The 20345-nt window shown below is 63.1% G+C and carries 17 protein-coding genes and 1 tRNA gene; 15 read left to right on the top strand and 3 right to left on the bottom strand.

Annotated elements, in window-relative coordinates:
• Positions 1 to 629: 629 nt before the first annotated feature.
• The gene (locus tag ABIE19_RS14160; RefSeq protein WP_354089859.1) at positions 630 to 827 is read left to right on the top strand and encodes a hypothetical protein; all 198 of its coding nucleotides are present in this window, start codon (positions 630 to 632) and stop codon (positions 825 to 827) included.
• Between the two features lie 31 nt (positions 828 to 858).
• Here the strand turns inward: ABIE19_RS14160 and ABIE19_RS14155 are convergent, their stop codons facing one another.
• Entirely contained in the window at positions 859 to 1014 is a 156-nt protein-coding gene (locus ABIE19_RS14155) for a hypothetical protein (RefSeq protein WP_354089858.1), read from the bottom strand.
• A 348-nt stretch (positions 1015 to 1362) separates the two neighbouring features.
• Between ABIE19_RS14155 and ABIE19_RS14150 the strand changes: the two genes are divergently transcribed.
• The 3 genes from ABIE19_RS14150 to ABIE19_RS14140 all read left to right on the top strand — a co-directional run bounded on the left by ABIE19_RS14150 (position 1363) and on the right by ABIE19_RS14140 (position 6500).
• Positions 1363 to 3561: an AAA family ATPase gene (locus tag ABIE19_RS14150; RefSeq protein ID WP_354089857.1), complete on the top strand. Its 2199-nt coding sequence runs from the start codon at positions 1363 to 1365 to the stop codon at positions 3559 to 3561.
• Between the two features lie 579 nt (positions 3562 to 4140).
• A complete protein-coding gene (locus ABIE19_RS14145) occupies positions 4141 to 4716 on the top strand; it encodes a hypothetical protein (protein ID WP_354089856.1) in 576 nt (191 codons plus the stop codon).
• Positions 4713 to 6500, top strand: coding sequence for a phage terminase large subunit family protein (locus ABIE19_RS14140; protein ID WP_354089855.1), 1788 nt, complete (start codon positions 4713 to 4715; stop codon positions 6498 to 6500). Before ABIE19_RS14145 ends, ABIE19_RS14140 begins: the two co-directional genes overlap by 4 nt.
• Positions 6501 to 7000: 500 nt before the next feature.
• On the opposite strand, the gene ABIE19_RS14135 is transcribed toward ABIE19_RS14140, so the two are convergent.
• Positions 7001 to 8119, bottom strand: a complete 1119-nt coding sequence (locus tag ABIE19_RS14135) for an energy transducer TonB (RefSeq protein ID WP_354089854.1) — start codon at positions 8117 to 8119, stop codon at positions 7001 to 7003.
• A 502-nt stretch (positions 8120 to 8621) separates the two neighbouring features.
• Between ABIE19_RS14135 and ABIE19_RS14130 the strand changes: the two genes are divergently transcribed.
• From ABIE19_RS14130 to ABIE19_RS14090, 9 genes are all read left to right on the top strand, one after another.
• A complete protein-coding gene (locus ABIE19_RS14130) occupies positions 8622 to 8849 on the top strand; it encodes a helix-turn-helix transcriptional regulator (protein ID WP_354089853.1) in 228 nt (75 codons plus the stop codon).
• A 401-nt stretch (positions 8850 to 9250) separates the two neighbouring features.
• Positions 9251 to 9703, top strand: a complete 453-nt coding sequence (locus ABIE19_RS14125) for a hypothetical protein (protein WP_354089852.1) — start codon at positions 9251 to 9253, stop codon at positions 9701 to 9703.
• Positions 9703 to 12693, top strand: a complete 2991-nt coding sequence (locus tag ABIE19_RS14120) for a phage tail length tape measure family protein (protein WP_354089851.1) — start codon at positions 9703 to 9705, stop codon at positions 12691 to 12693. Before ABIE19_RS14125 ends, ABIE19_RS14120 begins: the two co-directional genes overlap by 1 nt.
• Positions 12690 to 14141 (top strand): phage portal protein, encoded by a 1452-nt coding sequence (locus ABIE19_RS14115; protein ID WP_354089850.1) that lies wholly within the window; start codon positions 12690 to 12692, stop codon positions 14139 to 14141. Before ABIE19_RS14120 ends, ABIE19_RS14115 begins: the two co-directional genes overlap by 4 nt.
• A complete protein-coding gene (locus tag ABIE19_RS14110; protein WP_354089849.1) occupies positions 14128 to 15936 on the top strand; it encodes a prohead protease/major capsid protein fusion protein in 1809 nt (602 codons plus the stop codon). Before ABIE19_RS14115 ends, ABIE19_RS14110 begins: the two co-directional genes overlap by 14 nt.
• A gap of 2 nt (positions 15937 to 15938) precedes the next feature.
• Positions 15939 to 16160, top strand: coding sequence for a gpW family head-tail joining protein (gene gpW, locus ABIE19_RS14105; protein ID WP_354089848.1), 222 nt, complete (start codon positions 15939 to 15941; stop codon positions 16158 to 16160).
• A 3-nt stretch (positions 16161 to 16163) separates the two neighbouring features.
• A complete protein-coding gene (locus ABIE19_RS14100; RefSeq protein ID WP_354089847.1) occupies positions 16164 to 16493 on the top strand; it encodes a DUF2190 family protein in 330 nt (109 codons plus the stop codon).
• Between the two features lie 209 nt (positions 16494 to 16702).
• Complete coding sequence (locus ABIE19_RS14095) at positions 16703 to 16882, top strand: helix-turn-helix domain-containing protein (RefSeq protein WP_354089846.1); 180 nt, start codon at positions 16703 to 16705, stop codon at positions 16880 to 16882.
• Positions 16883 to 17076: 194 nt separating this feature from the next.
• Positions 17077 to 18198 carry a tyrosine-type recombinase/integrase gene (locus ABIE19_RS14090; RefSeq protein ID WP_354089845.1) on the top strand — a complete coding sequence of 374 codons (1122 nt, stop codon included), beginning with the start codon at positions 17077 to 17079 and terminating at the stop codon, positions 18196 to 18198.
• A gap of 26 nt (positions 18199 to 18224) precedes the next feature.
• Here ABIE19_RS14090 and ABIE19_RS14085 read toward each other — a convergent pair.
• Positions 18225 to 18300: transfer RNA gene (locus ABIE19_RS14085), tRNA-Lys, on the bottom strand.
• A gap of 195 nt (positions 18301 to 18495) precedes the next feature.
• On the opposite strand from ABIE19_RS14085, the gene ABIE19_RS14080 reads away from it, so the two are divergent.
• Both ABIE19_RS14080 and ABIE19_RS14075 read left to right on the top strand, forming a co-directional pair.
• Complete coding sequence (locus tag ABIE19_RS14080) at positions 18496 to 19926, top strand: amino acid permease (RefSeq protein ID WP_354089844.1); 1431 nt, start codon at positions 18496 to 18498, stop codon at positions 19924 to 19926.
• Positions 19926 to 20279: an Hpt domain-containing protein gene (locus ABIE19_RS14075; RefSeq protein ID WP_354089843.1), complete on the top strand. Its 354-nt coding sequence runs from the start codon at positions 19926 to 19928 to the stop codon at positions 20277 to 20279. Before ABIE19_RS14080 ends, ABIE19_RS14075 begins: the two co-directional genes overlap by 1 nt.
• The last annotated feature ends 66 nt before the right edge of the window (positions 20280 to 20345 follow it).

Below are 20345 nucleotides of genomic sequence, written 5' to 3'. Positions count from 1 at the left end.
TCCCCATTGAAGCGACCGTGCGGGTTCCGCACTGGAACGCATACCCCTTCGCCGCCTCGTCATGGTTGCAGTTTGCAAAAGCGTCGGGGCTCAGACCTTCGGGCAGCTTGTCACCCATTGCGCCCGCAAGCATTGATCGCACCCGCGCCTGGCACTGGGCCAGGGGTTCATCCTTGCGGATGAAGGGGCTGCACTGCGATCGCTCCCAGCCATAGGGATCGGCTAGCGCCTGTGCGGGCAATGCTGGAGCGTTGGCTGCAGGGGAGGCTTCCGCTGCAGCAGGAGGGGGCGGCGCGTCGGACCAGGTGAGGGCGGGGCCCGTCTGTTGGAGAGCCAGGACGAAAAGCAAGGCGACAGGCATTCTGCACTCTCCAGGGGCAAATTATTTTACAATGCGCCGCCAATCTGGCGGGTCTTCGCACTATGGGTCCAACTTCCGCATTTAATCCAGCAAAATGGCTGCGGCGATTTGGCTACTCCGGAACAAAGCATCCCCTGCGCAGGTAGACTCCTGTTCTTCACGGGCGCAAGGTGGGCCTATCGTGGGCTGACGGTATCGGGCGCTCGCGGCTGGAAGAGATCGGTAGCGTGCGCCGCAAACTCCCGCCGGTAAGGTTCGGGAGGAATCCGTGACCTATTTCTGTTTTGTTGAATCGATCATCCTCGGCATCCCGCACATGGAGCCGCTGGACGCTCAGACCGATGAGGAAGCCGTCGTCGAGGCTGAGGCGCTTCTGAAAAGCCACTTCAGCGGGATCGCCGCCCATGTCTTCCTGGGGGAGGAGCGTGTGATCAGCATCCGTCAGGATCAGACTATCCCCGGATAGACCCGTTCGACATCGAGAGAACCCAACGGGCTCAGCCCACAAAACGCATGCCAGCGATCAGACCGCCGATCATCTGGCGACCCTCCTCGGCGGCAAGGTTGGGCCGGTGGCGATCCTCTAGATCGCGGTCGAGCGCTCCTGATTCTCTCGCAAAGGCCTCATCAGGGCCGACAGGTTGATTATCCATGCCCGTCGCCCGACCCGGAGGCGACCCCTGCTGCCGGATTTTGAGGATGGCGAGTCAATTGCTCTGTCTTTGTTCTCGCTCTGCATCAAGCACGGACAGCATGGGGGAGCGCCAAAGTCTCACGGCGCCGTCTTGTTCAAGACGCACCACGGCCCGAAACGTGGCCCAAACATCTGAAATGTAAGGAAAGACGATGGTGGGTGATCACAGGTTCGAACTGTGGACCCGCTGATTAAGAGTCCCCTTATCTAGTTTGAATTTATTGCGCTTTTTCCCAAACCGAAGGGAAAAGAGCCGATGCCCAATCAATACGTTAGCAGGAGAGTCCAAACCGACTCAGACCCTGACTTGCTCGATTTGCTTGGGCCGATTGGACCGCCTGAAACGCAAAACGCCGCCCCGGCTGCAACCGGAAGCGGCGTTGAATGCGATGACATCTTGGGCGACGTCGGTACGGACTATAACGATGTTCCTGTTGCAAAGAAAGAGACGCCTGTCTCTCCGCTCGACCGGCAACTGATCATAACGCGCTTCGCCAATGAGTACGCGAAGCAGCAGACACGGGTAGGCACCACGCTTCGGCTGTTCGCTGACCTGATCGATGGGACCCGCGCCACATCTAAGAAATCTCTGCCTTGGCTGAAGCTGGCCCGGTTCGGAGACGTTCCTAAGCTGCCAGGTGGGTCTCTGCGCCATGACGCCAACTTGGAGACAATCGACGGGGTCGAGGGTGATTATGACGCTGGCGTCGTCACCCTAGATGAAGCGGCCAAGCGCCTACGTGCGGCAAACCTAGCAGGTATCCTGTACACCACGCCGTCGCACACGCCTGAGGCTCCCCGCTGGCGCGTCCTGTGTCCGACATCAGAAGCCCTGTCGCCTGATGAGCGGTACGCGTTGATGGCGCGCGTCAATGGTGCTCTTGGCGGCATCCTCGCAGGCGAGTCCTTCACCCGATCTCAGTCCTACTATTTCGGGGCGGTCGGGAAGGGCGAGTATCACACCGTGGGATTGGTCGAGGGCCGCCCCGTTGATATGGCCCTCGAGATTGTCGCTCTAGACAAAGGCGGCGGACCTTACGTCGATGTTGAGGATCTGCTGGCCGGCATCGAGCCGATCCAGCCTGTGGCGCCAGTTGCTGACCTCGATGAGGATGATGATCTAGAAGCTCTCCTATTCGAAAGCAGAGTGGACCGGATCAATGCCGCTCTTGCTTTCGTACCCGCAGACGATCGTGACGAATGGCTTCGCATCGGGATGGCGATCAACGCCGCGTCGAGCGGCTCTGAACGCGGCTTCGAGGTATGGGAAGCTTGGTCGCAGGGCAGCGACAAGTACGATGCGAAGGATCAACGAAAGAAGTGGGACTCGTTCGGGCACCGGAGCGGAAAAACACTCGGGATCGGCTCGCTGTTCGATCTAGCCAAAGCCTATGGCTGGAACGCTACGCTGGCTGAGGCGCCGAAGCCGGCCACACCGTCTCGCCTCACCTTCCTGTCGCCTGCCCAGTGTGAGTCCACGCCGTCGCGTGGCTACGTGCTGAAAGGAATTCTGGCCCCCGGCGACGTCGGTTGCATCTTTGGCGCGCCTGGCGCCGGCAAGTCGCTGATCAGTCCCCACATCGGCTACGCCGTGGCGCAAGGCCGTGAGGCGTTCGGGATGCGGTCGAAGCCGGGCCGCGTGTTCTACATCGCAGCTGAAGATCCGCACGGGATGCGGGGCCGGGTGACGGCGCTAAAAATGAAACACGGTGACGCCGCAGACTTCACCTTGGTTGAGGGTGTCAGCGACTTGCTGGCCGAGGATAGCCCGGACCTGGCGGCGATGCTGGAAGCCATTCAAACGCAGCGTCCGGCGCTCGTCTTCCTCGATACGCTGGCGATGGCGTTCCCTGGCCTTGAGGAGAATAGCGCCGAGGCCATGGGGCGCGTCGTCGCTGTGGCGCGCGGCTTGGCCCAGTGGGGCGCGGCCGTCGTCCTGATCCACCATGACACCAAGGCGGAGGGGAAGACGCCGCGCGGGCATAGCTTGCTGAATGGCGCGCTCGACATGGCGATGCACGTCAGCCGGGATGATGTCGGAGTCGTCCGGGGCAACCTGACGAAGAACCGCAACGGCTCCTGTGATCGCGACATGGCGTTCATCATCGAGACGCGGACGCTCGGCGTGGACGAAGACGGCGACCCGATCACTGCCGCCCTGGTCGGGGAACTGGCCGCAGGCACGGCGCCGAGGGCCGACAAACTGTCACCCAGTGCTCGCGCTGCATTGGACATCCTGACCGTTCTTGAGGCGGACAATGCGAGGGTGTCCGGGGACTGTCCGCCCTTGTCCGGCGTGTCCGAGCAGGAGTGGCGGGAAGCCTGTATTGCCGGCAGGGCCGTGTCCGGGTCCGAAAAAGAGGACACACGGCGAAGGATGTTCACAAGGGCATGTCGCGATCTGGCCGGACAAGGTCGGACAATTATGCTCGGCGACCGCGTGATGGTGAACAAGGTCAACCAGATCAACGGCTTTGACGATGGTGGGGATGGGTTCGATGATTGATCGGACAACACTCGGACAAGGCCGGACACGGGTCGGACAAGCCCCCTCGCCATGCTGTCGACTGACCGGACAGACACGGACAACCCCCTTAAGGGGTGTCCAGATGTCCGGGTCGGCAGGCGCACCTATTCCCATATTCGATCTGGAGCGTTCCCCGCCGTCCCTGTGGATAGCGGGGGCAGTGCAAGGGCGTACCCGGCTTTGGCTTGGCGCCGAGACTGATTCGCCCTCATTGCTAAATGTGCCGGCAAAGCAAGAGACCCGCCGGGGGCAATCCGACGGGCCTCGATCTGCGCAGCGTCGGCTGGCAGGAGCGGCGTCCGGGGGAGGTTTCGAAGCCTTCCCCGGACGACCTATAGGTGCCCATAACCTGACACCCACGCAAGCAGCTTCGATCACCCTGATCGTGCTTGCCGTGGAAAACCCGGTGCGGGCCACCACGCGGCCCTTCGATGGGGCGCACATTGATCCCATCAGTGGAACCGGGGGTCCCTTTGGGGGGCGCTACCAATGCGGGGGCAAAGGACCCCGGTATTTCGCGCGCTGCAATTTTTCTGAAACCCATTTCCGAGGTCCAGCATGACTGCGCTCGACCACAGTGACCACATCGTGGACCTACTGGCGCCTATTGCCGTCGCCCATAGCGACGAGTCTGCGCCGTCACGCGTCGCACCGATCGCAACGACGGCCGCCCTTTGTGAGATCCGTTGCTCCAAAGCGGACTTGGCCGCGTTCCTCGGCATCACCGCGCGCAGGATCAGCCAGTTGGTCGAGGACGGCGTGGTCAAATCGGTTGGCCGCGGGCGTGACGCTTTCAATGTCGCCGATGCAACGCGCACCTACTGCGCCTTCTTAAGCGACAAGGCGCGGGGGCGACTGGGCGAAGGCGACCCATTGAAGGAACAGAAGATCAGGCAAGCGAGCGAAGCAGCTGACCGACTGGCCATGCAGAACGCCCGTGATCGGGGAGAGTTGGTGTCCGCTGCTGCGGTTGAGGCCGAATGGGGAGCTACCCTGCGCGGCGTTCGGGCTGCGATGCTGGCCGTCCCAGCGCGCGTTCACTCGCGCGTGCCTACGCTTACGGCGCACGACCTGGCCGAACTGGATCGGGAAATCCGCGACGCCCTTACAGAGATCGGGGAGGGCAGGGCATGACCACGACGCTTGACCGGGTCCGCACGAACGCCCTGCGCGCCCTGATCCCGCCGCCCCGCCTGAATTTGGCCAACTGGATCGAGTCCGAGATGCGTCTACCGGAGGGCGTCAGCGCCACGCCGGGCCGCGTTCGCCTGTGGCCTTTCCAACGGGGCATTGCAGACGCCATCTCTGATCCGGGCATTGAGCGGGTGACGCTCATGAAGTCGGTTCGCGTGGGTTTGTCGACGCTGATCAGCGCGACCGTCGCCAGCTACGTGGCAAATGAACCGTCGCCTATCCTGGTTCTGCTGCCGACTGAAGATGACGCCCGCGACTTCGTCGTCAGCGACCTTGAACCGATTTTCGAGGCAACGCCGGCATGCGCTGGCCTGCTGTCCGACGATAGCGAGGAGGGCGGACGCAACACCCTCATGTCTCGCCGGTTCGCGGGGGGCTCGCTGAAGGTTGTCGCGGCCAAGTCTCCTCGTAACCTGCGCCGGCACAATGTCCGCATCCTCCTGATGGATGAAATTGACGCCATGGAGTCCACCGCCGAGGGCAACCCGCTCACCCTGGCCGTGAACCGGACCTTGTCGTTCGGCAACCGCAAGATCATCTGCGGGTCGACGCCGACCGATGACCTGACATCGAACGTGGCGCGGCTATATGCGCAATCGGATCAGCGTGTGTTCGAGGTCCCATGCCCGTCATGTGGCACCTTCGCTGAGATCCTATGGCGACACATCGAATGGGAGAGGGGGCGGCCGGAGACCGCCGCATTCCGTTGCCCGCACTGTGAGGATTTGATCGAGGAGCGGCACAAGCCGGCCATGATCGCCGCCGGCACCTGGCGAGCCACGCAGCCCGAAGTTCAGGGACATGTAGGCTTCAAACTCAACGCCCTTGTGTCGACGTTGGCGAACGCGTCGTGGGGCAAGTTGGCCGCCGAGTTCCTCGCGGCGAAGGGGCAGCCGGATCAGTTGCAGACCTTCGTGAATACCATCCTAGCCGAGACGTGGCGCGAAACAGCCGACGACCTGGATGAGACCAACTTGGCGGCGCGTGCTGAACCGTTCGGGTTGGAAGCGATCCCAACTGAGGTGCTGTTCCTTACTGTCGGCGTGGATGTGCAAGACGACCGCTTTGAACTGACCTACCTCGGCCATACACGCGAAGACACGGTGCTGATCCTCGGCTCGTCCGTCATTTGGGGGCGGCCGACCGATGACTCGTCGTGGGCCGAGTTGGACGACGCGCTGAAGGCAACCTGGCCACATCCCAACGGCGGCACGTTGCGCGTGGATGCGACCTTCATCGACAGCGGCGACGGCGGCGTGACCGATCAAGTCTATGCCTTCGCCAAGCCTCGACTCTCGCGCCGCGTGTTCGCCATCAAAGGCGTTGGCGGGTTCGCGCGACCGATCATTGAGCGATCGCAGGCGAAGAATATTACCCTGATCCTGGTCGGTGTGGATTCGGCCAAGGCGCAACTGATGAGCCGGTTAAAGCATGGGACTGGTATCCGCTTCAGTGCGTCCTTGGACGCCCGCTTCTATGAAGAGTTGACGTCTGAACGGCGCGTGGTCCGCTACAGTCGTGGGCGTCCAGTTCGGCGCTTCGAGCGTATTCCAGGACGCCGGGCCGAGGCGCTGGACTCGACGACCTACGGCATCGCCGCGCGTCAGATGATCAGCACGAACCCAGATCAAAGGGAGGCTGAGTTGGGGACGGCCGGCATAGTGAGGCCAGTCGTTCGGCGGGCACCCCCGCGACCTGGTTCGCTGCCAGCGTATCGGATCTGAGCGTAGACTTGATGAACTGCGTTCCGCCCGGCCATACTCCCCTAAAGGGAGGGCTGAATGGCTGATCATAAAGAAAACGGCTGGCCGCGAAATCGATTCACTGGCCCCGGCGGTGGTTTGTTCACGGGTCCCGGCGGCGGTTTGTTCACGGGTCCAGATGGTGGGGCATTTACAGGACCCGGTGGAGGACTGTTCACTGGCCCCGGGGGAGGCCTCTTTACAGGACCCGGTGGCGGACTATTCACCGGGCCGGGCGGTGGCCTCTTTACAGGACCCGGTGGCGGCTTGTTCACAGGCCCTGGTGGAGGTCTTTTCACGGGTCCTGGGGGTGGTTTGTTCACGGGGCCAGGCGGGGGACTCTTTACTGGTCCCGGCGAACCATACCGAAGCATTGTTCCTCCGATCCCGCGCTTTATCTCTGAATTGCGAAAACGCGGGATGGATCGGGCAGCCGATATTTTGGCTCGGGCGCATAGGGTCGAGAGCTAAAGTCCGCCGCTTCAGTCCAGCTTGAAATCGGTGGTGAATGTAACTCTGGACTCAGTCGGTGTGCCATCGACAGTGCGCGGGCTGAGGCGTCCACTACGTGCAGCCCTTAGAACGGCTTGGCCGAAGCCTGCCCCAGCGGGTGTTTCATCGACGATGCGACAGTCTGAGAGTGAGCCGTTTCCGCTGAATTTGCAGCTTACCGTCGCTGCCCCTTGGGTAATCCCGCGGGATTGCGCCCGCTCGGGGAACTCGGGGCTCACCTGGCGCGACCATTGGACGTCCGTGATTTCCGTTGGGGTGTCCGCTTTCGCGGCAGCGGTCCTCTTCGCTTCGATCACCTCGAGCAGCAGGTCGATCGGCTCTTTGGTGTAGTCGGCGTCAGGATCTAAGCGCTTCGAACTGCGCCAAGATGTGCAACTTGCCGAGAGGTCCTGACCTTCCCCGCATCGCGTCCAATATCCGGAATAGAATGTGGACAGGGCGGCATAGGTCCCCTGAGTACGCCGACCCGTAGGCTCTATCGAGAAGCCTTGATCGTTGAGCAAGTTTTGCAGGCCTCGAACAAGGGAGCGATCCATCTTGTCGATATCGATGACGACTCGACGCCACACTTGGCCATCAATGGTGCGTGGATTGGTGCGAGGCACCCCACAGGCGTCTAGCGCCTGATTGATCGCTACCGCAGAGCCACCCAGCGGGATGTTGAACTGGTGGGGCGTGCCGGAGAAGTCTTCGTACTCGAGCACCATCCTGGAGCCTGAGGCCATCCAACGTGCCACCTCTCCTGGCGCGTCGGCAAACAACCCATCCTTAGAAGTTGAGGAATCCCACACATCTTCCTGAACTTCACCACCATCGATCCGGTAGCGGACGTTTGCATCGTCGTCACCGACATAGCCGCCTAGGAAGTATGTTTCGAGGAGGTCGCTTTTGCAGCGAACTACCATGGCGAACCCGCGACCGCGTACTGATGCTGTCACAGTTCGCTTGTCGCTGAAGGCATCGGTTGACGACTCTACTCGCCACGCTTGGGCCTGCGCTCCTTCCGCCGCCGATAGCGCGGCGAGGGTGATGGCGATGAAAACTGGTGCGACGTGATTCATGTGCCCTTTATGGGCGAACGTCGTCATTCGAGCAAATGCCGCCGGGTGGGGGCTTATCTCTACTTTGTAGATATTTGTCTCTATTAAGCAGACTTAAATATATATTGACGTCGCGAATTGTATTCGCTCATTATGTTTGTATCGCAACAGCAGTTGCGGTCGCGGTCGAAGGCGGTTTAGAGGGGGGGAGGTGTCTAGCTATGGCCAGGCGCTGACGCGGGGCTTTGCCCGCTGCTGTTCCTCGGCAGTACTTCGAACGCGTTAGTGTCTGGCCACCAGCGTCGAAGACTGTTGGTCAGATTTCACAATGAGGAATCTATGACCGCAAGCACCTATTCCCCTTCGTGGGATCAGATGAACGCCATGGGCGAGGCTGAGGCTACGTACCTAGTTCGCGAGGCAGTTGAGACGGAAAATCCCTGCCTAATCGTGGCTCGTATTCGAGCAATGATGGGTTCGGCTTCTGAGGACGGCCGAGACGTCGGTTTCATGTTTTACCTGGCGCACGCAGCAATGCGCGGAATCCGAAATGGTTGACCTGCCGCCACCGCCAGTCTTCCTTCGAATGGAGCAGATGGTGGCGCGGCTCGCCATCAGTCGAAGTACAATTTACAGATTGATCAAGGAGGAAAGCTTTCCTCGCCAGATAAGAATCTCGCACAGGGTTGCGGTTTGGATTGAGTCTGAGGTTGACGCTTGGATGATGTCGCATAGCGAACTCAGAGATTTGCCGGTGAAGCGCCGCTCTCGCCGCTAGGTTTTACCGGGATGCGTTGAGGCGTCGCATTCGATTGCGGCGTGCGACCGTGTCCATTCGGGCGTGGGCTGAAGTCAGCGACAAGCCTTCGCCAGTCGGGGAAGAACTTCTCGGCCTCCTCCTGCAGCTCCGCGTGCAGTTGCGCGTAATCCCAATTCGCCATTGTCGCTCCGATTGTTCGAGATGAGCGCCGCACAGCAGGGAAGCCTGTGCAGCGCTCGCCTCAACTCCAACCCGCGAGAGGCGGGTCAATGGCCTAGCACCGTGCGCTGCAGCGCCGCTCCTGTACCGTAGGGCTGCGCGCCGACCGCGATGTACGCGGCGCTTGATGCCTTCTCATGCCGGCCAGCATCATCAAGCAATATTAGCTTGATTTATGTTCGGCCTATTTTCAATAAATATTGACTCTTCTAGCCAAAATTCCCAATCAATGGGGCATGGGTCGTGATAAGAATTCAAAAATCTTAAGTAATGAGACAGATGTCTCATTCAATGAGATTTCTGTCTCATTGCAGTTGAACGTGAAGGCGGCTGCCACACTACTAACGGCGGTGGCGGCTTTTGCGGTTCCGTTGGCGGCGGTGATCGATCGACATCTGACGGCGGCGAACGACGGCGGGGTTACAATCCAGCCCAATGATCGGCCAGCCTTCCATGCGGACTTTGCTCGTACGCTCACCACTTTGGCAGTGGGCCGAGGTGTCGCTTACGGCCTTGAAGTTGGGCAGGCTTTTGCACTGCTGGCCGAAGACGTCGACGCCCACGGGACGGTATTTGAAGAAATTTCCCGTATCCTCGAACCGCACTGTCAGATTGCCGCCTTGGCGGTGGCCCATGTAGCGGGACGCGCCTGATGGCGGACAGCGGCCGCGACGTCAAACTCGTAGTCAAGGCCGAGGACAACACGGCGCCGGGCCTGCGGAAGGCTGAGGCCGCGTTGCAGCGCTTCGCGTCGGCCGCGCAGAAGGCTCAGGCTCGACGGGCGGCCCGCTCCACGGCTGACGCGGCCGTGGCCAAGGCTGCTGCCGACTACGAGCGGGCCACAGCTGAGGCGACGAAGTTCGGTCGCCAGCTGAAGCAGATCGAGAACTTCCAGTGGACCAATGAGGTCGTGGAAGCGCCGGAGCGTCTCGCAGAGAACTTCGAGCGTGCCCGCGAAGAAGCACGCCGCACCAAGATTGAACTCGAGCAGGCCCGCGCCGGGGTGGCGCGGTTCACGCAGTCGGGCAACGGGCTGGCGACGCTCGAGGGCCGCATGGCCTCGATGGCGACCGAGACTGCTCGGACCGACGGTGCGGTGGATCAGCTTGCTGCCGGGCTGACGCGCCTCAACGGGGTCCAATCGACGGCGGCTGCACGCGCCAATGCGACCGCTGGCGCCCTGCGCAATCAGGCGCGGGCCGGAGACCTCGCCAGCAAGATCACCAACGCCTATTCGACGCGTCAGGGCCGCGGGCCGCTTGGCCTTCGTCCCTACGAGTTGCAGAACCTGGGCTACCAGGTCAACGATCTGATCACGCAGATCGCCAGCGGCACCAGCCCGATGCAGGCGTTCGCGCAGCAGGGCGGCCAGATCGCCCAGATCTTCCCTAAGGCGACCGGCGCCATCATCCGCTTCATCCCGGTCATCGCACTGGCCGGCGCCGCGCTTGCACCGTTCATCAGCGCCATGAACCGGGCCAACACCGAGGCGTCGCGGCTCACCAACGTCGAGCGCATCCTGAGCACCTCTGGCAACGCGGCCCAGTACAGCGCGCCCCGACTGGCCGCGTTCGCCGCACGTCTCGAGGAAATCGGCGCCACCGCCGACGAAGCCATGGCAATCACCCGGGACGCGGTGCGCCGAGCCGTCGACCCCGCCTATCTGGACCGCTTCGCCAAGGCGGCCGGCGACATGGCGAAGGTGCTCAAGGTCGACGTCAAGACGGCGGCCGAGGACGTGATGAAAGCGTTCACCGGCAACGCCGATGCCGTGCTGGCGCTGGACGACGAACTCGGATTCCTCACCGAAGCCGAGCGCAAACACATCGAGCAGCTGCGCGAGTCCAAGAAGGACGCCGAGGCCCGCACCCAGGCCTTCGACATCTTCGCCAAGAAGTACGGCGACACGGCCGCCCAGATGAAGGGACCGTGGTCGCAGATCCTGGCCGACTTCGGGGCCGCGTGGCGGTCGTTCGTCGACTGGGTCAACTTCATCGACTGGACGAAGGCCAAAGCTGAGATCAACGCGCTGTTGAGCCTGGTGCAGGAACTCACCTCGGCCTTGCCAGGCGCCCGCGCTCGCACCGTGGATGTGGTCGCTGACGACGTGGCGAAGGCATACGGCCGCGTCATGCAGAACGAGGCGACGAAGGCCCGGCTGCTCGCCCAGGGCAACCGCATGGGCGCCGCTCAGATCGACCGCTCCATCCAGCAGGATCGCGGCGTGATCGCGCTTGGTGAGACCCGGCTCGCCGGGATGAGCCTGATCAACGGCACCAGCGAACTGACGCGGCCTCGGCCGGTTGCTGACACGACGACCCGGCCGCCGGCCGCCGCCAATCGCAACGCCGGGCGGGGTGCCGGCGACGCCGAACGCAAAGCCAAAACACAGAGCAGCTTCCTTGCGTCACTGCTGGCTGAGAACGACGCCCGCGCTTTCCAGATCAGCCTGCTGGATGAAGCCGAGCGTCAACAACTGGTGCTAATCGCGCTCCGTGAGAAGGAGAGGGCTGCGGCGGAAGCCGGTTTGACCCTGACCGCTGCGCAGAGGCAAGCGATCACCGACGGCGTCACGCGGCTCTACGACGAGCAGAAGGCGCGCGAGGCGATCAAGACCATCGATCAGGCTCGCCTCGAACTGACGAAGGCGCGGGGTGAAGTCGAGACGCGCGACGCCTATGTGCAGCGGCAACTGGCGGCCCAGATGGTCGGCGCCACCGAGGAGCAGCGCCGGGTTTACGGCGAGATCCTCGGCCAGATGTACGACATCGAGGAGTCCAAGCGGCGTCAGGTTGAACTTGAGAAGGGTGTCTCAGACCTTGAGGCGCAGCGCGCCGAGTTGCAGCGACAGATCCTGTTCGCTCAGGAGACCGGCAATGAAAGCGGAGCGGAGCGCCTACAGGAGCAGCTGACGGCCGTGAACACACAGCTGCTGACGGCCATTGACAATATGCTGGCTTTCTGGCGCGCGACCGGAGGACCGGAGGCTCAAGCTGCAATACTGGCACTGGAAGGTGCCCGCGATCGAGTGCGGGGGATTGGCGGCACCTCTGTAGTGACCGGCAAGCAGATCAATGACGCTTTCGCGGGGCAGGCCGCTTCAGCCATCGACCGCTTCTCGCAGAACCTCGCTGAGACTGGGGACCTCTTCGGCTCGCTGAAGGATGCCTTCCTGCAGTTCGCCGCCGACTTCCTGCGGCAGATCGCCATGATGATCATCCAGCAGATCATCCTCAATGCAGTGTCGGGCGGGACAGCTGGCGGCGGCGGTGCGGGTGGGGCAGGCGGCTTCGTCGCAAAGCTGTTCGGGTCCAAGCATACCGGCGGACTGGTCGGCCATGGCGGCGGCTTCCGTGCCGTGAACCCGGCCGTCTTCGCTGACGCTCAGCGCTACCACTCCGGCGGGCTCGTCGGGAATGAAGTGCCGATCATCGCCAAGCGCAATGAGGAGGTGCTGACCGAGGATGATCCCCGGCACCGTTTCAACGGCGGTGGTGCTGCGCAGGGCATCATCAACAAGATCATCAACGTGCTCGATCCGGGTGACGTGATGGAAGCCAGCTTGGCCACGGAGCGCGGTGAAAAGTCGTTCTTGAATTTCATCACGCGCAATGCCTCGGCCGTGAAGGCGGTGATCGGATGAACTTGAGCCTCAGCAACCTCCTGCGTCCGTTCGCGTTGCGCGCCCGCTCGGCACCAACTGTTCGACGGTACGATGCCGCTTTAGGCCAACCGTGGGGCGATCAACCGCGTTTTGGCCGCGTGGCCAGCGAGACGTTGACGGCGGTCAGCACGGTTCGTGCGCGCGCTCGCCATGCCTACGCGAACGACCCTTATTGTCGAGCGGCCGTCGAGGCTTGGGTAACGGCTCTCGTCGGTGCCGGCGCCCGTCCGACGTCCGCCCATCCTGATGCGGATGTGCGTGCCATGATCGGCGGCGCCGTGGACGACTGGGCTGATGTCGCAGACTTGGCCGGACGTACGGATTACTGGGGCCTTCAGGCTGACCTCGTTCGCGCCATGGTGCTGGACGGTGAAGCGCTGGCTCTCATGATCAACACGCCAGAGGGTCTGCGGCTGCGGCAGATTCCGGCCGAACTGCTGGACGAAAGCGAAACCCGCGACCTGGGGCAGGGCGTTCATACGGTCGGTGGGGTTGAGTTCGACAGGTACGGTCGCCGGGTCGCCTATTGGATTAGGCCTGAAATTCCCTCCTCAATCTACGCCGCCTGGGCGCCGCCCGAGCGGATTGATGCACGCGATGTGCTGCACATCTTCAAGGCAATGGGACCGGGACAGGCGCGCGGCTTGTCATGGTTGGCGCCCATTCTGTTGACGGCGAAGGAAGTCGACAAACTACAGGCGGCGCTCATCACTGGTGCGCAGGTCGCAGCGATGATGGTCGGCTTCGTCAAAAACACGATGAAGACGAGCGACGATCTCGTCAGCGCAGGCATGGCCTACACTCCTGGTCCGGTCGAGTATCTCGAGCCTGGGACGGTCAAAAATCTCGGCAATGATCAAGACTGGGTCACCGCAACGCCGCCGCCGCAATCGCAGCATGGCCTTGGTTTTTTGTCAGCCCAGCTTCGGGCGATCGCAGTCGGCGTCGGTGTTCCCGCCCATTTGGTCAGCGGTGACCTATCGAGCGCGAATTATGGATCACTTCGAGCCGATCTAATCGCCTTCAAACAGCGCGCTGAACAGGTTCAATATGCCGTGCTCGCGCCTCAGCTTTTGAGGCCTGTCTATGCACGCGCCGTCACCGCGCTTGTTTTTATGGGCGAGATCGACGCGCGCGATTTCGAGACGGCAACGCGCGATTGGACGCGCGCGGAGCATTTGTTCCCGGCACCGCCCTGGATCGATCCCGCCAAGGATGCGGCGGCTGAGCGCGACCTGGTCGCAGCCGGTTTTAAATCGCGAAGCCAGGTGATTGCCGAGCGTGGTTGGTCTGCTGCCGCGGTTGATGCCGAAATCGCCGCAGATCACGCGCGTGAAAGGGCCCTTGGACTGTCATTCGGTGCCACCGCCAGCGCCGCCTCTCGACCTGCCACAACAGAGGAGTTGGTCAACAATGCCGACGCTTGAACTAGAGGTGCGACGGGCGTCGTTCGCGCCTTCTACATGGAACGCGGAGGCGCGGACGGTTGAGGCGGTCATCTCAACCGGCGCCGACGTTGAGCGGCGCGACGCCAAAGGGCCGTATATCGAACGACTGGACCTCTCCGGCATCGACCCGGCGTCCCTGATCGGCCTGCCAATCCTGCGCGACCATGCGCAGTCTGTCGGCTCGACAGTTGGCGTCATCGCCGCCGCACGCCGCGAGGGCGGCGACCTTGTGGCGCTGATCCGCTTCAGTGCTGCCGTAGACGCTCAGGACACCGTGACGAAAGTCGCTGAGGGCGTCCTGCGCGGTGTCAGCATTGGCTACGGCCTGACTCATATCCGCGAGACGACCGAAGCCGGTCGCCGCGTTCGGACCATCACCCCCAAAATCCGCGAAGCCTCGCTGACGCCGATCCCGGCCGACGCTGCTTCACTCATCAGGAGCAATACGGATATGCCTACCCCAATCGTGCAGGACGTCCCCGCCATCGTTGCCCCGCCTGCCGTGGTGGCCGCTGGCGCCGTTGAGACCCGCGCTGCGGTCAACGCACAGATTCGCGCCATGGCTGAGACGGCAGGCCTGGATCGCAGCTGGGCGGACGCCCAGATCGACGCGGAGTCGGACATTGGCGCCGCGCGTGCCGCTGCCTTCGAGGCAATGGCGGCCCGTTCCGCGCCGGCCGCCGGCATCCGCGCGCACGTCGGTGCCTCGCATGAAGATCCGACCGTGATCGCCGAGCGTCAGGCCGAGGCGCTGGCGCAGCGCATGGGCGGGGCGGAAGCGTCGGAAGCCGCTCGCCCCTATATCGGCCTAGGCTTCACCGACTACGCGAGGCAGGCGCTGGTCCGAGCTGGTGAGCGCGTTGATAACCTGTCAGCCGACGCCATTCTGACGCGCGCCATGCAGACGACCTCGGACTTCCCGCTGCTACTTGAACAAGGCGGCAACCGGGTCTTGTCGACTGCCTATGCAGCAGCAGAGTCGCCGCTGAAGGCGATCGCCGTCCGTCGCGAGGTTTCGGACCTGCGTGACGTTACTGTCGCCAAACTGGGCGAAGGCTCCGGCCTGGAGAAGGTCAGCGAAGCCGGCGAAATCACCTATGGGTCGTTCGGCGAAGGCGCTGAAAGCTACAAGGTCGAGACGTTCGGTAAGTTGTTCAACCTGTCCCGCAAGCTGTTGCTGAATGACCAGTTCGGAGCGTTTGGCGACGTCATGCGCCAGATGGGCCAACTGGCCGCCGCGGCCGAGGCCAGCGCCCTGGTCGGGATGCTGGCCGCTGGCGCTGGGGCAGGCCCGGCAATGAGTGACGGTAAGCGCCTGTTCCACGCTGACCACGGTAATCTCGCTGCAACGGGCGCTGCTCCGTCGATCGCGACCCTTTCGGACGCTCGCCTTGCCCTGCGGTCGCAGAAGGGCTTGGACGGTGTGACCCCCGTCGGCGTGACCCCGACATACTTTGTCGTCGGTCCAGCGCTGGAAACGGTCGCGGAGCAACTGTTGGCGACATTGGCTGCGACCAAGTCGGCGGACGTGAACCCGTTCAGTGGTACGCTGCAACTGATTGTCGAGCCGCGCATCACTGGGCTCGACTGGTACATCTTCGGGGACAAGGCTAACGCCCCGGTCCTTGAAATGGCCTACCTCGCCGGAGCGTCCGGTCCGCAAATCCTATCGCGGGACGGTTGGAATACCCTCGGCCGCGAGTATCGCGTCACCTTGGATCTAGGCGTTGGCGCGACTGACTGGCGCGGCGCCTATCGCAATCCGGGCGCTTGATCATGACCTTGGCCGAGCGTCTGGCTGAAGCGGAGGCAGCCCTTCATGGGCTGCTGACCGGCCGCGCAGTCGTCCAAGTGACTGACCAGTCGGGCGAATCCATCAGATACGCCCAGGCGTCGGCCCCGAAGCTGCAGGCCTATGTCGCTCAGCTTCGGGGAGAGGTCGCGGGCGCTCGCCGGACTCCCTCTTCATATCGATACATCACAAAGAAGGGCTACTGAGCCATGGCTACCAATCACGTTCAGCGGGGCAAAACCCTGACCATTCCAGCCCCCGTAGCCGTCCAATCCGGCGGTGTTGTCGTCGCTGGCGCCATTATTGGCGTTGCTCAGGGTGACGCCGAGGCCGGCGCTCTGGTCGACGTTCAGGTTGATGAGGTGTGGGACCTGCCCAAGGTCGCAGCGCTCGCCATCGGCTTGGGCGACGTTGTGTACTGGGATGCGGCTGCAGGCCTCGCAAACAAGACCTCGGCCGGCAATACGAAGCTGGGGGTAGCCACCCAAGCGGCGGCTAATCCGTCGGGGACGGTGAGGGTTCGCCTGAGCGGTTTCTGATCGATAGTAGATGAGGGGTCAGCTTTTATAGGGCTGGCCCCATTTTCTTGCCGGGCATTGATTGAGACGACTGTCACGGCAAGTGAGACAACTGTCAAATATGGTGTGACAACTGTCTCAGTGCGTTGAAATCCTTGCAAAATGTCGATTGTCGAAGCATAAGGTCTTTCAACGGGCGCCAAAGTGCGCGAACGGAAGCGAGAGCCACAATGCCGACCTTGCTGACCATCGAAGAGGCGGCCGAACGTCTGGCTGTCCCGTATAAATCCCTGCGCCGCGCCGCCGTGCAGCATGGCCACCTGATCCGCATTGGCCGCGCCATCCGCATCGACGCTGACATGCTGCCTGACCTAGTCGCGCGCTGTCGCCAGCCGGTGGGGCAGGGCTGATCTCGTGAAGGCACCCGCGACTTTCAAACAGGCTGACATCACGCGGGCGGTTAAGGCTGTCCGCGCCATGGGGCTTGAGATTGTCGCTACCGTCATCGGTCCGGACGGTTCGATTAGACTTGAGCACGGGCCTGAAGTGGCGAAGAATTCGAGCGACGCCGCTGAAGCGGCGCTGGCCGGATTCATGAAGACACATGCGCGTTAAGCTATCGGGCGTTCACACGACGACGAAGGTCCTCGCCGACGGGTCCCGCCGCAAATACTACTACCTCGGCAAGGGTGGTCCGCGCCTAGAGGGCGAGCCCGGTTCGCCGGCCTTCGTCGCCAGCATCCACACGGCTAGAGAAGCGCTGAAGCGCGTTCCGCCGAATACGCTCGCGACGATCCTGGACGCCTACCGCAGTTCGGTCGAGTTCAAGGACAAGAAGCCATCGACCGTGCGCGACTACACGCGTCACCTCAAGGCCATCGAAGCCAAGTTCGGCGCGCTGCCGATCGCTGCTCTAGGTGCACGACAGATCCGGCAAGTCTTCAAGTCATGGCGCAGCGAGATTGAGGCCGAGTCCGGCGCCAGAACGGCTGACTACGTGTTTCAGGTCTTTGCCGCTGTCCTCGCATGGGCGAACGATGAAAGCCTGATCGAGCATCATCCGCTGAAGCGCATCGGGCGCCGATATAAAGCCGCTCGCCGCGACAAGCTGTGGTCGCGTGAAATCGAAGCCTACTTCATGAGCAGCGCGCCGTCGCATCTGCGCTTGCCGCTTCTTCTGGCGCTATGGACCGGCCAACGTCAGGGCGACATCCTGAAAATGACCTGGTCCGATTACGACGGACAGTCGATCCGGGTGCATCAGGACAAGGGCGGCGAGAAGGTGCTGATCCGCGTCGGCGCCCCGCTCAAAGCCGCCCTTGATGCTGAGAATCTGGCCGCTGCTGCGAAGGCGAAGAAGCGTGACCGGCAGCAGTCGCCATTCATCGTCACCAATCTGCGGGGTGCCGCCTGGACGAGTGACGGGTTCAGAACCTCATGGGGAAAGGCCGTCAGCGACCTAGAGATCGAGGGCCTGACCTTCCACGATACGCGAGGGTCAGCCGTCACTCGGTTGGCTGAAGCGGGGTGTGAGGTGATCGAGATCGCGTCGGTGACCGGGCATAGCCTGAAGTCTGTCGAGGCGATCCTGGATGCGCACTATCTGAGTAGGTCGCAGCGCATCGCAGACAACGCCATAGCCAAGCGCGAAAACGCCGAAAGCTCCAAACCGGACTCCAAACCGAGCCCAAACGCTGATAGCCTGCAAATTGAGGAAGCGCGGTAAAGCCTTGAACTAGCAAGGAAAGACGATGGTGGGTGATCACAGGTTCGAACTGTGGACCCGCTGATTAAGAGTCAGCTGCTCTACCAACTGAGCTAATCACCCATACCGTCGTCTGCGCCCTTGGTGTGGCGCCGGTCCTTCGCGGCGGCCGTTGGCCTCCCGAAGGGCGCTCCTCATACTCAGGATGGCGGGGGCTGACAAGGCTGAATCCGGCATTTTCTAAAGTTTCTTCCGCGCGCTATGGTCGCGGCTGGAATCAGCCGCCGACAGACGCGGTGTATGGGGGAGTATGCGTTCATGGCTTTCTGGAATCGTCGGCGCTCGATCGACGCCATGCTGGCCCCGCATGACGGGCCGGCCCTGAAGAAGACGCTCAGCTGGCCGCACCTGATGGCTCTCGGCGTCGGCGCCATCGTCGGCACCGGCATCCTGACCCTGATCGGGGTCGGCGCCGGCCTGGCCGGTCCGGCCGTGCTGATCAGCTTCGCCCTGGCGGGCCTGGTCTGCGCCTGCGCCGCCCTGGCCTATGCCGAGCTGTCGACCATAATGCCCGCCTCGGGCAGCGCCTACACCTATTCCTACGCCGCCCTGGGCGAGATCTTCGCCTGGGTCGTGGGCTGGAGCCTGATCCTCGAATACTCGCTCGTCGTCTCGGCCGTGGCCGTGGGCTGGTCGGGTTACGCCGTGCCCTTCCTGGCCGGGTGGGGGATCGACCTGCCCCTGGCCCTGACGGTGGGACCGCACGTCGAGGGCGGGCTGATCAACCTGCCCGCCGTCTTCATCATCGCCGTGGTGACGGGCCTGCTGCTGCTGGGCACGCGTGAAAGCGCCACGCTGAACGCCGTCCTGGTGGTCATCAAGATCGCCGCCCTGATCGCCTTCGTGGCCATCGCCCTGCCGAACTTCGACGCGGCCCACTTCACCCCCTTCATGCCCAACGGCTTCGGCGCGCCCTTCGTCCAGACGGGGGTCATGGCGGCGGCCGCCATCATCTTCTTCGCCTTCTACGGCTTCGACGCCATCGCCACGGCGGCCGAGGAGACCAAGAAGCCCGAGCGCGACCTGGCCATCGGCATCGTCGGTTCCATGGTGGTCTGCACCATTCTCTATATCGCCGTCGCCGCCGCCGCGATCGGCGCCGCCCCGGTCGCCAGCTTCGCCGACAGCCCCGAGCCCCTGGCCCACATCATGCGCGGCCTGGGTCAGGGCGTTGCGGCCCAGTGGATCGCCGCCGCCGCCGTGGTGGCCCTGCCGACCGTGCTGCTGGCCTTCCTGTTCGGCCAGAGCCGCATCTTCCTGGGCATGGCCCGCGACGGCCTGCTGCCCAACCGCCTGGCCAAGATTTCGAAGCGCGGCGTGCCGACCGTGGTGACCATCTTCACCGCTGTCGTCGTGGCCTTCCTGGCCGGGATCATGCGCCTGGACGAACTGGCCTCCCTGGCCAACGCCGGCACTCTGATGGCCTTCATGGCCGTGGGCGTCAGCCTAATCGTCCTGCGCCTGCGCGAGCCGAACCGCGAGCGCAAGTTCAAGGCCCCGCTGTGGCAGTTGGTCGGCGGCATCGCCATCATCGGCTGCATCACCTTCTTCTTCAGCCTGAAGGCCTCGACCCAGCTCTATTTCCTGCTGTGGAACCTGTTCGGCCTGGTCATCTACCTGGTCTGGTCCTCGCGTAACGCTCGCTTGGCCAAGGAAGGCTCCGGCTCTCACCTGGCCAAGGAAGGCTGATGGCGCGTCGTGATCTGACGGGGGCGGTGGACTTCACCGTCCTCGAGGCCATGACCGGCGGCATGGACGACGTCACCGAAGAGGTCCTGGGCCTCTTCGTCCAGCAGGCGGCCCTGTGGTCGAGCCTGCTGGACGCCTCGTCCGAAGGCTGGCGCGACGCTGTCCACACCATCCGGGGCGCGAGCGCGGGCATAGGCGCCCGCGACCTGGCCGCCATCTGCGCCGAGGTCGAACATGGGGAACAGGCGGCGGCCCCCGCCGGCATGGAACGGGTCCGCACGGCCCTGGACGCCGCCCTGTCCGACGTCGCCGCCTACCGCCACGAACTGGCGCTCAGAAGCCTGAAGGTCTGAACCATGCTTCCTTCTCCCCTTGTGGGAGAAGGTGGGGCCGAAGGCCTCGGATGAGGGGGGTCGGCG

Source organism: Brevundimonas faecalis (genome assembly GCF_040549405.1).
In the GTDB taxonomy this organism is placed as follows: domain Bacteria; phylum Pseudomonadota; class Alphaproteobacteria; order Caulobacterales; family Caulobacteraceae; genus Brevundimonas; species Brevundimonas faecalis.
Note: the sequence above shows the minus strand (reverse complement) of the source record. Positions and strands in the feature narration are given on the sequence as shown.